This is a genomic window from Pseudomonas ficuserectae (assembly GCF_024584585.1).
GTDB lineage: Bacteria > Pseudomonadota > Gammaproteobacteria > Pseudomonadales > Pseudomonadaceae > Aquipseudomonas > Aquipseudomonas amygdali.
The window spans coordinates 2624556-2638435 of the sequence record NZ_CP085684.1; the positions used below are offsets into that span (position 1 = coordinate 2624556).

A 13880-nucleotide genomic window follows, 5' to 3' on the forward strand; every position below is an offset into this window, starting at 1 on the left:
AAAGGCTTTGCAGCGGCCGAAAGAGCTGAAAAGCGAAGATAATTGAGCAAATTTCGACATGCATCGTTTTTTGAAAAGTGCTGAGGACTCGGTAGCCGGAAAACATCCGGCTACTTCAGACCTTCCTTAAGGTAATTGTTATTTTCATCTTTTAAACGCTTGCCATCCTTTGTCCCGTCCAGGGCCAGCAACTCATTCGCTGGGCTCCATAGCCCATCTATCTGCTTATAGCAGTAATGCACGGTAATTTTTCTGAACTTTGTAGGCGTCTGCTTCGTTTCGTCTGCGCTGGGTATCGGAGTGGTCGAGCGTTCGACCCAGATCACATAGGGACGCCCAGCGATGATGATCGGACGAATCACATCCAGCGTTTGCCCATCTGTGGTTGGTGTTTGCACGATCTGCCCGCTCAGAGGCAAGCCGATTTTCTCCCATTCACTCCATGCCAGCGGGCTGAGTTGCCCCAGATTATCGCGCTTGCTGATATCCAGCGATCGCCAGTAGTACTCAGTCGGTTCGACGTTGGTCTTGCCGATGAAATGGTAGGTATCGCTTACCGGGTCAAAGCCGTCGAGGTAGCCGCTGACCACTTGCAGGTTGCTGACCTGCTCGAACTTGCCGATATAGTTGGCCACCGCCAGTTGAACCATATCACTGGTCAGTTTGCCCTGATTCAGTTCGTTTTCCAGCTCGACGAATGGTTGGCTCTTGCCGGGCCGCAAGGCTGGCTGGATAAGGTTTTCCGGATGGTTGACCTGTTGGTGCCAACTGCGCCAGCGCGCGTACTGGTTGCAATAGCGACGCCATTCGTCGTCCGCGTCAGCAATAATATTCCGCGCCGCTGTGTCGTAACCCGGTTCCAGGTGTGCGAAAAATCGGCTGAGGTAATGTTGCAAACTGGCCGTCGCATGCGCCATCTGACTGGTCATGACTTCACTGGAAACCTGCACGCCGGTCAGCAGAAAGTTGGACAGATCGTCGGCGTCGGCAGCAGTGGAAAACCTGTAGTCAGGCGTGTTGGGCAAGTTGATCAGCAGGTAGCCAACCAGTGCATCTCGCCACGCTTCGTTGAGCGGAATATTGATAGCGTGCTGCTCGGCCTCATCACAACTTGCGAACAACAGCGTGGCAAGTGACTGAACCTGTCCATAGGATGATTTTGCATCCAGTGCAGTCACGTTGATTAGCGACTGGCACGCCAGCCCGGTCTTTTGGCAAAGTGACTGTAAACGAATCACCTGATCAATATCGGCGACGTTATAGGCCTATTGCCGAGTCGGGCGTGTTGAGTGATCAGCAGACACACTCAATGGTCCGCCGATCCGCTTACCATCGGTGAAGTTTAGGACCGCCAGTACGGTTTTCCCTGCTTTACCGCTGGCCCGTTCCTCCGCTCTTTTTTTCTGTTGGTAGCGGACACTGTCGAACTGGGTTTCGGTGACGATGAGCGGTCCGGGATTGTCCTTCAGAAATTGATAAAACGGTTTCATCAGTGCTTGTACATTGGCGTCCCAATTTTTGATATCGCCAATAACGTAATAACAATAAATGACGTACGTAAGTCCGCTGCTGCTGTCAAATTTCTCTTTACCCTTGCTGCTCAGGCTGGCGACAAAGTCAGCAAAGGTCTTACGGGATGATTTGGCGATAGCATCGCTGGCACTGCTAACGTTGTCTTGTAGCCCGGTCTGATACGTAGTCCCCACGGCACACAGCGTTTCTTCAGCGTTCCAGCCAATCAACTTGGCCAGCCGCTCTGCCGCTTCAAGCCCGGTTGACTCTTCCTCATCGCTGTTGATAATGCGCAGATAAACCAGAACATCGGACTCCTGATAGCCTGTCTCATGAGCGCGTTTGACCCAATTGCCAAAGCATGAAAGCTGGTAGCACATGTCAAGGCTTGATCCGGACTCATCCAAGGCCATTCGCTCAGGGTATTCCAGTAACAGCTCCAGCCCGGCGGGGCTGAGGTTGAAACGCATGATCAGTTCGGCATGCCGCTTTAGTTCTGACCACATGACGAATGCACTTTTGCTGAACGTGCTCTGGTTGCCGGTTTCAAGCGCGTGATTGTTTATTTCATTGATCAAGGTGGAGGTATTGATGTCGAGCCAGCGCAGCAGTAGCAATATGTGTTGTTCACTCAATATTGATCGACCCGGCTGGCTGCTATTGCCTGACAGCGCCGCCCCCAATGACTTGATCACATCTTCCTGAGCGATCAGCGCTCCATTGATCTGTGCGGCAAAGGCCTCACCGGTTTTGAGATAAACGTCTACGTCCAGTGCATCACTCTGCGCCAACACGCCCGTCAGACAGATTGAAACCTGAGCATTGATCGCCGTCTGGCGGTCCTCGCCCTGCAGTACGGGGATCGCCTTGACCCAGCCGTCGGCGTCTATCAGCGGGTTGAAAATCTGCAGCCAGGTGTTCTTGTCATCCTTGAGTGCAACCTGCTGCACAGCGGCCAATGATGCAAGTCTGGCTTCTGTCAGCGATGATTTGCCCAGCCGATCTGCAGATTCCGTGATCAATTCCAGCCAGTCGGCCGGAGCGGGGAGCGTTTTCGCCTCGATATCCGGCGTGGGCGTCAGCAACAACGCCAGTAGGTCCAGACCGATGTTTTGCTGCCTCGCCCACTGAGTGAGGTTCACCGCAGCCATCATCACGTCGAGGATGTCCGGCTGATCGTCTTTATCAAGAAGCGTCGGTGCGCCAGCCAGTTGCTTGAGCAGGTCGTCGTTGCCGATGAACAGCAGCGACATCAGACCGGCCCCGGCCTGCGGCGATAGCCTCAACAGGCGCGGCAGGTAAACCTGACGATATAACGCAGAAAACAAGGTCAGTGATCGTTTGGGCAGTTTTGCCGGGGCGCCTTTTGCGGCGGGTTGCTGGAATCGCTGTGTAGTTGCAACGAAATCTCTGGCGGTCTGTTCGTCGATCTTCAGTGCGTAGCACATCTGCGCCAGCGTAGCCTGGCCCGCGTCGGTATCCAGATCGAACTCAGCGTCATCGAATATCACTCGGGTCTGATTGCTGTCGTTACCGTTGGCGGCCTGCGCACCCAATACGGTATCCAGAGCGGGCAATGCCTGACCCACCGAATATACCGGCAACGCGCCAAGCATGGTCGCAAACTGCCATGCGCTGACCTTGAAATCACGATGCAGGTAACGGAACACGCTGATTGCTCGCAACGTGTTGGCGGTAAAGTGGAAATCTTTGGTTTGACCTTCTGCACGCAAGGCGGACATTACCAGCGTATCGACGTCAGCGAACGGCAGGCCGAGGAAGTGCTGCAAGTGAATGAGCTTGTGCAGGCGGGCGAAATGGCTGGCGCTGACGTTGGTCAGTTGCTGGCCTGACGAGCTGTCAGCGGGCACTGTAATGGCGATTGCCGGGCTGCTGGCATTGTTGATAAACGAGGCACCGTAAACCTGACTGGCTGCAACCTCTGTTTGCGATGCGACAGGGAGGTGTTCGGAACGTTTTACCGTGGTGCTGAAGCCGGTCTGCTTTCCATCGTCCGTACTTTTGAGGGCAAGCAGGTCGTAAAGGTCCTGTTCGCTCAGCCCGGTCTGGTGGCGAAACAGGGCTACATCGCTGATCGCCAGCAGAGCCTCGGTTGCGCTACCGGCTACGCCGTAGGCAGTTTTGAAAAAATCGGCTTTTGCCGCAGTCTCATTGTCCAGCAGCAGTGTGTGCAGGGACGGGTCAAGGCCGCTGCCCGAGAGTATGGCCGCGCGCAGGTCTTTCTGGCGGAAATTCTGGTAGCAGAAGTTGGGATAATCATAAGACGCAAGCTTGTGCACATCGAACAGCGTGATGCCCTTCTGCTCAAGCACCGCCCGCATTTGCTGGAAAGCCAGATGGAATGGCAGCGTTGCATGACTGCCCGATGCGGCGATGGCATTCGGCAATGGTGTAATGCCGGCCAGCATCTGCGCGGGATGAGCGAGTATATCGATCACCAGTTTTAGCGCGGATACGGTCTGGTGGGCGCTGGTTTCGTCAAGCAGCAGATCGCCCAGCGCAGGGCGTCGGACACCGAGTTTGATGGCCTTGTTGTCGGCCATTATTTCCAGCTTGATGGCTCGTTGATACAGATCGCTCAGGTAGGCGAGAGGCCCGTCGCTGGAATCCAGTGCGCCCGCGGAGGTGGTGTGCGCTAGGTTTTCCGGAAACAGACTGGTGTAGGTCGGAGATGAACTTTTTTCGAGGGAAGCGGATGGCAGGGCCATGGTTGTACGTCCTTGTTGGGTTTGAAAACTCCTTGTGCGTCTTTAATGCAGAGCGCATTGATCAAGCTTAGGTATCTTCTGAAAAAGTCCATTTTTTTGGAGAGGAACCGGGCTGGAGCGCCTGTATTTACTGGCTTCGACTTTTGAAGAAAAGGCTTTTTCAGACCTTCCTTAGGACAGAATGGGTCGATGTCGGTGAGTGCCGCTTAGAACCTTTGGCGATGATCGAGACAATTGAATGCCGGCTGTGTTATATTTCACCTCGACAATGCCGCGCCGGGCACGATGCTCTTTATGGCTTCATTGAAAGTACCGGTTCAGTTCCGCTGGACGAAGGTAAATATGGAGCTGTGGGCGACATGAGTATTAAAGTTTAATCAATCTGTCAGAATGCGCACAATGCCACTGGTGTTTCCTACAGGGCAGAGTAAAAGCATCATTGTATGTCGATACGCTCTTGCTCGCCGAGAGCTTCCTGTAGAGGGATCTGGCGTGGAGTATAATTGGCAAAATAATAAGTTCTTGGCTGCTGAATGAGTGAGGCGTTTAAACGCGTTGTCTAATACGGCCGCCTTATGTAAACATTCTGCGTTGTTTTCAAAAGAAAACTGTCTATTGTAATTGTTTTGAAGATATTGATAATGCGTCGGTAATTACCACTCAGGGAATGAGTCATGCTCGACTATAAACTTGGTTGTCAGCTTGATGTTCAATGTTCTGCCTGCACCGTGTCGCGTCTTGAGCGACAGGCAGGTGACACACAATGAGCTCTATCCACGAACAGGCAATGAATTACGTCTATCAGCAAGTATTGCAACGTTTGCTGGGGTATTTCACCCGTGCGGAACGCACGGCGTTGCAGTTGTTGATTCAGCGATTGATTGTCGCGGCTGGCGGGATCGAGCGGATTTCCGGTTTCAAGGTGCTGGTAGCGTTCGGCGGTGGCAAGGACAGTGCCTACACGCTGGCCTTTTTGCGCGCCGCCCAGTTGAGCATTGCCTGTCGATCGCCCGGTACGTTCAATTTGCGGGTCGCCAACCGACGTCACGCGGGAATGACACCCGCGGTGATGGATAACATCAACCGCACCTATTCAGCATTGTTTTTGTATGACGACCCGCGCGTCGAAACGCTGGTGATCGACAACCAGTACACCCAGGCCTTCGAGCCGGATCTGCCTTTTTCCAGCGCAGGGCGCGAGCAGAATCGCCTGGACATGCTGCTCGGTGGACATCTGTCCGCAGGTGACGCGCGGACCACGTTTTGCAATACCTGCTATCTGGGCCTGGCGGAGTTTCTGGGTCGCGCGTTGAGCTGGGGTAACGGTGTCGATGCTGTGGTCAGCGGCGATTCACGCAGGGAGCAGCGGCAGTACGCGACGTGGATCATGCGTCTGGCCCAGCGCTCCGGGCAGTACACGGGCAGTTGGGGTAACCAGACGCTGACTGGCGTACTCAAGGTCATCGACACGATCGGCCAGGCGTATTACCACGAACTGTACGGGGACGGCGAAGACAGCCCGCGGACAAACCGATCCATAGCGGTCCCTGAAAAAGCCAACGCGCCAGCCTTTATCACCATCGCCGATCTGGTCAGTTGCAAGGCGGATGAGCACTGGAACCTGCTGACCGAATTCCTTGATTTTCGCTTCGATGATCTGTCATTCGGCTTCAGTGAGTCCGATTGCGCCAATCCTTTGCTGATGGCTCATATGCGGGGCCTGACTGCGCAGTACCTGCAAGAGCGCAATTATGCCGACGGGATAGCCGAATACCTTGAGCTGGCAACATCGCTGATGCGCAGAAAGCAGATGCCGCCACGATTGATTGATCAGGCGCTCAGCGCTTATGCCGGGCGGGCGCGAATCGAGACGCGTCGCGAGCTGGCCTCAGGCTTCGCTCAGGAGGGGTTTGGCCTGAACGAGACTCAACTGGTCTGCATGCTGTTCTCGCCATTCGTCAATCAGGGCGATGGCCTTGAATCATTTCTGCGCCGCTGCCATCCCGGCATGCTGGTGGCACTGCCGGATCTGCACAAGGTGCTCTCGGGCTCGACGGCCCCGGATCAAGTGATGCAGTGGCTGGTGGATATCAGCGGTCTGAGCCTCCAATCGCTGCAAAACCTTTACGGCAAACAGCGGGTGAACTTCGATGACCCGCATTCGATCATCGCCAGAATTCGCGCTGCCGATCCTGACAAACGCCGAATCATGACCGTTGACCCGGCGACCGGTCAGGCAGTGGTCGAGATGCTTTCCGGGCGCTGAACCGGTTTCGGATCATGGCTGCTGTCGGCAACCGGCATCAGTCATGTCGCGACTTTCTAAAGCCTGGTCTGGCTGAGCGGCGGATACCTGGATGAAAAACAACATGGATTTCGCTTACCAGGCGGTTTACCGCTATCTGGTGCGGCTGGTCGACCAGCAACAAGGCGAGCTGGCGCTGAAGATGCCATCACTGCGACAGCTGGCGCAGCGACTGAGCGTATCTATATCCACAGTACAAAGCGCCTATTCGCTACTGGAAAAGGAAGGGCGCGTCTATTCGCTTCCCAAGTCGGGCTATTACTCGGCACCGTGCAGCGGGAACAGGGCGGGGCGGGCATGTTCTGACAGCGATGGCGATCTGTTACACGTACTGTGCGATAACGCCAGTCGTCCGGGCATGTCGCTGCTGGGTTGTGATGAACCGACCCTTCTGCATGCACAGGAAAGTCCGCTACCGGCAATGGAGCGAGAACTGACTCGGCATTATCCGCGCCTGCGGGAGCCAGGTTTTCAGCCGTTTGGCGAGCCAGAGCTGCGCACCGCGTTGGCAGCCCGCTACACCCGCGATGCAGAACACTGCTGGCACGCTGACAATGTCTATATCGCCCCAGACCTGCATGGGGCGTTCAAGGCCGTTATCGAAACGTTGGGGCTGCGTGGCACTGTGGTGTTGGTGGAGTCGCCCTGCGCCTGGGCGTTGCTGCGCTTGCTGCAATCGTTCGACATTCGCGTTATCGAGCTGCCACTGGACGAGACCGGCAGCCTTGATCCTGCGCGACTCGATAACCTGTTGCGCGACAATGATATCGGGCTTGCCGTGTTGCCTTCTTTACTGAACCCGGTGCGAGGCAGCGTGCGCCCTCCGGGTAACAGCGAGGCCGTTGCGCAAGCGTTAAATCGCCATCAAGTCTGGGCGCTGGAAAATGACAGCCATGCGGGTTTGCAATTTGCTTACGAGCAGATCCCTCTGCGCCACTGGGTTGACCCGCAGCGTCTGGTGATTATCGGCGCATTTGACAAGAGTCTTGGGCCTGAAGCCCCTTACGGCTATCTGCTGTGCAAAACCCTTGAGGTGCGCTGGCAGCAGTATTTTTGGCTGCGAGCATTCGAACTGCCGCCGATTCGTCAGCGGGCGATTGCCAGATTGTGCAGCAGTGGGCGTCTGGACAGGCAACTGGTGGCGTTGCGAGAAACGCTGGTCAGACGCATGCAGTCGATGACACAACAACTGGATGAACAGACGGGTGGAGCGTTGCGTTATCAGGTACCCGAGGGCGGCTGCGGCGTCTGGGCCGAGAGCATGCATCCCGTAGACATGCGCCAGGTCTTCGACAGGCTGCTGGCCCAGCGCATCGTCATTACTCCCGGCGAACTGTTCAGCCTGCAAAACCGTTATGGGCAGCATTTATGGGTCAGCTACGCCATCGACTGGGGTCAGGATCCGGCCGCGCGCCTGGCCGCGTTGGGAGGAGCGTTAACGCAGGCGCGTCTGTACTAGGCACTGACATCGCAAGCCGTCGATCCATTTATGTTTGCCAGACGTGATTCAAGGCTGTTAACTGGACGCCTGTCCAGTATTCACAACCTACGGCTTCCCAGCGCAGTGACCCCGACCGCCCCTGTAAAACCCGATTCCGGGCAAGCCCTCATCAGCGACTCGCCTGCGCATTATGTCGTGGCCGTGCGCGCACTGTGCGAGTTCACCGCCAAGGTCGGCGATCTTGACCTGCGCTTCACACCATCGCCCACGGCTCAGGAAGGGATTGCCGGACACCGCACGGTCGCGTCGCGTCGTGGCGCTGATTATCAGGCCGAGTTGTCGTTGAGTGGCGATTATCGCGAGCTGACGGTAAGGGGCAGGGCGGACGGGTACGACGCCGGTCGCAATCAATTGGAAGAAGTGAAGACCTATCGCGGCGAGCTGGATGCGATGCCTGCCAACCACCGTCGATTGCACTGGGCACAGGTGAAGGTCTACGGCTGGCTGCTTTGCCAGCGTCTGCAACTTGAACAAGTGACGCTGGCTCTGGTGTATTTCAACATTGTCAGCGAGCAGGAAACCCTGATTCGCGAGCCATTCAGTGCAACGACACTGCAACAGTTCTTCGAGCAACAGTGCACGATATTCCTCGGCTGGGCGCAGCAACAGATGGCGCATACGCAGGCGCTGCACAAGACGCTGGGCAGCCTGAAGTTCCCTCACGCGTCCTTTCGAACCGGGCAACGGGTGCTGGCCGAGTCGGTGTACAAGGCGGTGAGCACCGGCTGTTGTCTGATGGCTCAGGCACCTACGGGCATCGGCAAGACGGTGGGCACGCTGTTTCCATTGCTCAAGGCGGCGCCCGGTCAGCAGCTTGACAAGATTTTCTTCCTCACCGCCAAGACTCCCGGGCGTCGGCTGGCACTGGATGCGCTTGAGGTCATCAATCACAGTGCGCCGGAGCTAAAGCTGCGGGTGTTGGAACTGGTGGCGCGGGACAAGGCCTGCGAGCATCTGGACAAGGCCTGTAACGGAGATTCCTGTCCACTGGCCAATGGCTTTTACGATCGTCTGCCAGCGGCCCGCGCCGCTGCACTTGAGTGGCCCTGGCTGAATCAGGCCAGCGTGCGCGAGGCCGCATTGCGGCATCAGGTCTGTCCGTATTACCTCAGCCAGGAACTGGCACGCTGGGCCGATGTAGTAATCGCTGATTACAATTATTACTTCGACCTCAGTGCGCTGCTGTTCGGCCTCGGCCAGCTCAATCAGTGGCGCGTGGCGGTGCTGGTCGACGAAGCGCACAACATGGTCGAGCGGGCCCGGCAGATGTACAGCGCCAGTCTTGATCAGAGCCAGTTGAAAGCCCTGATCCAGACGTCGCCCGAACCCGTTAAAAAAGCCTTGCAGCGTCTCGACCGGCAATGGAATGCGCTGCACAAAGTGCAGCCCGCTGCCTATCAGGCGTACTCGGCGGCACCGGAAAAACTCATCGGCAGCCTGAACCAGTGCATCTCGACCATTGGTGATCATTTCAACGAGCACCCGCAGGCAGTGGATGGCACGTTGCAGGGTTTCTATCTGGAAGCCATCGGCTTTGCACGCATCGCCGAGCTGTTCGACGAGCATTTTATATTCGACATCACCCGGCGCGAGGCGGGCGGCAAGCGCATTATGTCGCGCCTCAGCCTGCGTAACGTGGTTCCAGCACGCTTCATCCGTCCGCGCCTGACCGCTGCGCGCAGCACCGTGCTGTTTTCCGCAACGCTCAACCCGCGGCATTACTATGCGGATCTGCTCGGGCTGCCGGTCAACACAGCGTGGATCGATGTGGAATCACCGTTTAATCACGATCAACTCGACGTGCGGATTGTCAGCCGCATTTCCACCCGTTTCACTCATCGTCAGGCCTCGCTGGCACCGATTGTCGAGCTGATGGCGGAGCAGTTCGAAGCGCGGCCAGGTAACTACCTGGCGTTTTTCAGCAGTTTTGATTACCTGCAACAAGTGGCTGAACTGATGGCGCAGACTCATCCGCACATCACCCTCTGGCAGCAGGCGCGGGGCATGGGCGAGAGTGAGCGTCACGCGTTTCTCGACCGCTTTACCCTGAGCAGTCAGGGCATCGGTTTTGCCGTACTGGGCGGTGCCTTTGGTGAGGGCATCGACTTGCCGGGCGCACGTTTGATCGGCGCGTTCATCGCCACGCTGGGGCTGCCGCAGCTCAACCCGGTCAACGAGCAGTTCAAGCAGCGCATGGCCGCATTGTTCGGTGCTGGCTACGACTACACCTATCTTTACCCCGGCGTGCAGAAGGTGGTGCAGGCAGCGGGGCGGGTGATCCGCAGCCAGAGTGATCGTGGCGTGGTGATGCTGATCGACGATCGTTTTGCCGAGCACAAGGTCAGGCAGCTGTTTCCGGCGTGGTGGCGGCCTGAAACGTCAACAGCCTAGGGATCGATACTCAAGCAGCGCTGTCGAACTGCCAGTAAACTGCCGCATCGATTATGTTTTTACCTGCAGCAAGTCTTTATTTTTTCTCCGTATTTCATTTCTTCGTGGAGGTTGTATGAGACTCAGTCCTTTCGCCGGCAAGCTGGCACCTGCGCAGTTACTGGTCGATATTCCGAGACTGGTCACGGCTTACTACACGGGTCAACCTGATGCATCCGTACCTGCTCAACGCGTTGCGTTCGGCACTTCCGGACACCGTGGCACGTCGTTCGATCTGGGCTTCAACGAATGGCACGTGTTGGCTATCAGCCAGGCGATCTGCCTGTACCGAAAGGCAAATGGTATCGACGGCCCTTTGTTCCTTGGCGCTGATACCCATGCGTTGTCCACGCCAGCCGCTGCCACCGCTCTTGAAGTGCTGGCCGCCAACGGCGTTGAGGTGATGATCTCGCAAGGCGATGAATACACGCCAACCCCTGCGGTGTCTCACGCCATTATCTGTTACAACCGTGGCCGTACTTCGGGGCTGGCTGATGGCATCGTCATTACGCCGTCGCACAACCCGCCGCAAAGCGGTGGCTTCAAGTACAACCCGCCCAATGGCGGCCCGGCTGACAGTGATATCACCAAGTGGATCGAGAACAAGGCCAACGAACTGCTGGCGGATAAAGTCACTGGCGTTTCACGCATCAGTCATGAAAAAGCACTGCGTGCCGACACCACTCACCGCCATGACTACGTCAACACTTACGTAGCCGACCTGAAGAACGTCATTGATCTGGACGCTATTCGCGATTCGGGTCTGCGTCTCGGTGTCGACCCGCTGGGTGGGGCCGGGGTGAACTACTGGTCGGCGATTGGCGAGCATTACGGCCTGAACCTGGATGTGGTCAATAAGTTTGTCGATCCTACGTTCCGTTTCATGACCGTTGACTGGGACGGCCAGATTCGTATGGACCCGTCTTCCAGCCATGCCATGCAGAGCCTGATCGGTCTCAAGGACCGTTATCAAGTGGCATTTGCCTGTGACCCGGATCACGACCGCCACGGCATCGTGACCCCGAGCGGTGGCCTGATGACGCCCAACAGCTACTTGGCGGTATCCATCGACTACCTGTTCCAGAACCGTCCTGAGTGGCGCGCCGATGCGGCAGTCGGCAAGACTGTGGTCAGCAGCGGCATGATTGATCGTGTGGCTGCGCGCCTGGGTCGACGCCTGTACGAAGTGCCGGTCGGCTTCAAGTATTTCGCGCAGGGCCTGTTCGAGGGTTCGTTGGGCTTTGGCGGTGAAGAAAGCGCTGGCGCCTCGTTCCTGCGCCGCGACGGTACGGTCTGGACCACTGACAAGGACGGTCTGATTCCAGCCTTGCTGGCTGCGGAAATCACTGCCCGTACCGGTCGTGACCCAAGCGAAACGTACAAGACCATGACCGACGAGCTGGGCGAGCCGTTCTCGACCCGCGTCGACGCCAAGGCCAACCCGCAGCAGAAGGCGCTGCTGAGCAAGCTGTCGCCAGAGCAGGTGACTTCTACCGAGCTGGCGGGTGAGCCGATTCAGAAGGTACTTAGCAACGCGCCGGGTAATGATCAGGCGTTCGGTGGCGTGAAAGTCATGACTGAAAACGGCTGGTTTGCGGCACGCCCTTCAGGCACCGAGGACATCTACAAGATCTACGCCGAGAGTTTTGTCAGCGAAGATCACCTCAAGCGCTTGGTAGCAGAAGCTCAAGTGCTGGTGGACGGGGCGATTTCGCCTAAATAATCACTGCTTTCGTCAAGGCCCGAAAAACCTCGAACCTCAACCGCTTCGGGGTTTTTCAGCTTTTGACCTGTGGCTCAGTCGCGATAGAAGACCTGCACCAGGTGATAACCGAATTTGCTTTTGATCGGGCCGTGCACCACGCGTAGCGGCTTCTTGAAGATCACCTGATCGATGGCACCGACCATTTGCCCTGGCCGGACTTCGCCCAGATCACCGCCACGTTTGCCGGATGGGCAGCTAGAATGCTTTTTAGCCAGCACGTCAAACGCCTCACCCTTGGCAATGCGCAGCTTGAGCTGTTCGGCCTCTTCGGCGGTTTTCACCAGAATATGGCGGGCTTGGGCTTTCATGTCGCAATATCACCTGCTGCAAAAGGCTGCCATTATGTCTGCTCTTGCTGAGCGACGCCCGCGCGTCACGCGTGCCGTCATGACGATCGTCGTCTTTTTACTTCATTTTGTACGGTATTGATTATGGATTTTCCGGCGCTGTTGAAGATTCTGGCCAGTCAGGACGGATCGGACCTGTATCTCTCCACCGGAGCACCTCCGTGCGCCAAATTCAACGGTGTGCTCAAGCCGCTGGGCAGTGAAACCCTCAAGCCGGGCGAGGTGGCGGTGATTGCTCAGGGGCTGATGGACGAGGAGCAGAAGCTCGAATTCCTGCGCGAACTGGAGATGAACCTTGCTGTTTCGCTGGCGGGCATCGGCCGGTTCCGGATCAATATCTTCATGCAGCGTAACGAGGTGTCCATCGTCGCGCGGAATATCAAGCTGGACATTCCGCGTTTCGAGGACCTGTTCCTGCCGCCCGTACTGCTCGATGTGATCATGGAAAAGCGCGGGCTGGTGTTGTTCGTCGGTGCCACCGGTTCGGGCAAGTCGACCTCGCTGGCGGCGCTGATCGATTACCGCAATCGCAACGCCAGCGGCCATATCATCACCATTGAAGACCCGGTCGAATTTATCCATCGGCACAAGAAATCCATCGTCAACCAGCGCGAAGTGGGGGTCGATACCCGAAGCTTCCGCGCGGCGCTGAAGAACACGTTACGTCAGGCTCCGGATGTGATTCTGATCGGCGAAATTCGTGATCGCGAGACCATGGAGCATGCGCTGGCGTTTGCCGACACCGGCCACCTGGCGATCTCGACCCTGCATGCCAACAACGCCAATCAGGCGCTGGACCGGATCATCAACTTCTTCCCGGAAGAGCGTCGTGCGCAGTTGCTGCATGACCTGGGCAATAACCTCAAGGCGTTCGTGTCCCAGCGACTGGTCAGAACCCCGGACGGCAAACGCCGCGCAGCGGTGGAAGTGATGATGGGCACGCCGACCATTCGCGACCTGATTCAGCGCAATGAACTGACCGAGCTCAAGGGCATCATGGAGAAATCCGGCAGCCTCGGTATGCAGACCTTCGACACGGCGTTGTTCAATCTGGCCGTCGAGGGGGCGATCAGCGAGGAGGAGGCGCTGAAGAATGCCGACTCGCAGAACAACGTTCGTCTGCGCCTCAAACTGCACAGTGAAGGCGGAGTCGCCAGCCTGACGACGCCGCCCCCGGCCCCGACCGGCAGCAGCACGGCAAGTACCGCCGAGTGGGGGCTGGTCGATGACGACGCGCCGGGGCCGCAGGCGTAAATCGGTGAAGCTCCTGCGCTCCGGGCAGAAGCTTCGT

At 57.1% G+C, this 13880-nt stretch carries 8 protein-coding genes; 5 read left to right on the forward strand and 3 right to left on the reverse strand.

The annotated features are described in order from the left end of the window. Nucleotides 1-110: 110 nt before the first annotated feature. Complete coding sequence (locus LJU29_RS29570; protein ID WP_257112381.1) at nt 111-1178, reverse strand: neuraminidase-like domain-containing protein; 1068 nt, start codon at nt 1176-1178, stop codon at nt 111-113. An 87-nt stretch (nt 1179-1265) separates the two neighbouring features. After that, a complete protein-coding gene (locus LJU29_RS11535) occupies nt 1266-4241 on the reverse strand; it encodes a Tc toxin subunit A (RefSeq protein ID WP_257112383.1) in 2976 nt (991 codons plus the stop codon). Nucleotides 4242-5004: 763 nt separating this feature from the next. Here LJU29_RS11535 and LJU29_RS11540 point away from each other — a divergent pair. The 4 genes from LJU29_RS11540 (at nt 5005) to pgm (ending at nt 12200) form a co-directional block, all read left to right on the forward strand. Continuing rightward, nucleotides 5005-6507, forward strand: a complete 1503-nt coding sequence (locus tag LJU29_RS11540) for a hypothetical protein (RefSeq protein WP_057452735.1) — start codon at nt 5005-5007, stop codon at nt 6505-6507. Between the two features lie 91 nt (nt 6508-6598). Next, nucleotides 6599-8005, forward strand: coding sequence for an aminotransferase-like domain-containing protein (locus tag LJU29_RS11545; protein ID WP_057422130.1), 1407 nt, complete (start codon nt 6599-6601; stop codon nt 8003-8005). 105 nt (nt 8006-8110) lie between these two features. Beyond that, entirely contained in the window at nt 8111-10438 is a 2328-nt protein-coding gene (locus LJU29_RS11550; protein WP_257112386.1) for an ATP-dependent DNA helicase, read from the forward strand. A gap of 115 nt (nt 10439-10553) precedes the next feature. After that, a complete protein-coding gene (gene pgm / locus LJU29_RS11555; protein WP_257112387.1) occupies nt 10554-12200 on the forward strand; it encodes a phosphoglucomutase (alpha-D-glucose-1,6-bisphosphate-dependent) in 1647 nt (548 codons plus the stop codon). A 74-nt stretch (nt 12201-12274) separates the two neighbouring features. On the opposite strand, the gene LJU29_RS11560 is transcribed toward pgm, so the two are convergent. Then, entirely contained in the window at nt 12275-12550 is a 276-nt protein-coding gene (locus tag LJU29_RS11560) for a peptidylprolyl isomerase (protein WP_002553334.1), read from the reverse strand. A gap of 123 nt (nt 12551-12673) precedes the next feature. Here LJU29_RS11560 and LJU29_RS11565 point away from each other — a divergent pair, with 123 nt between their 5' ends. After that, the gene (locus tag LJU29_RS11565; RefSeq protein ID WP_257112391.1) at nt 12674-13843 is read left to right on the forward strand and encodes a PilT/PilU family type 4a pilus ATPase; all 1170 of its coding nucleotides are present in this window, start codon (nt 12674-12676) and stop codon (nt 13841-13843) included. Nucleotides 13844-13880: the final 37 nt, after the last annotated feature.

What these genes read in the sequence shown, in the direction of transcription:
- pgm (WP_257112387.1), top strand. Translation starts at nt 10,554, where the DNA reads ATGAGACTCAGTCCTTTCGCCGGCAAGCTGGCACCTGCGCAGTTACTG.
- LJU29_RS11545 (WP_057422130.1), top strand. Translation starts at nt 6,599, where the DNA reads ATGAAAAACAACATGGATTTCGCTTACCAGGCGGTTTACCGCTATCTG.
- LJU29_RS11535 (WP_257112383.1), bottom strand. Translation starts at nt 4,241, where the DNA reads ATGGCCCTGCCATCCGCTTCCCTCGAAAAAAGTTCATCTCCGACCTAC.
- LJU29_RS11540 (WP_057452735.1), top strand. Translation starts at nt 5,005, where the DNA reads ATGAGCTCTATCCACGAACAGGCAATGAATTACGTCTATCAGCAAGTA.
- LJU29_RS11560 (WP_002553334.1), bottom strand. Translation starts at nt 12,550, where the DNA reads ATGAAAGCCCAAGCCCGCCATATTCTGGTGAAAACCGCCGAAGAGGCC.
- LJU29_RS11565 (WP_257112391.1), top strand. Translation starts at nt 12,674, where the DNA reads ATGGATTTTCCGGCGCTGTTGAAGATTCTGGCCAGTCAGGACGGATCG.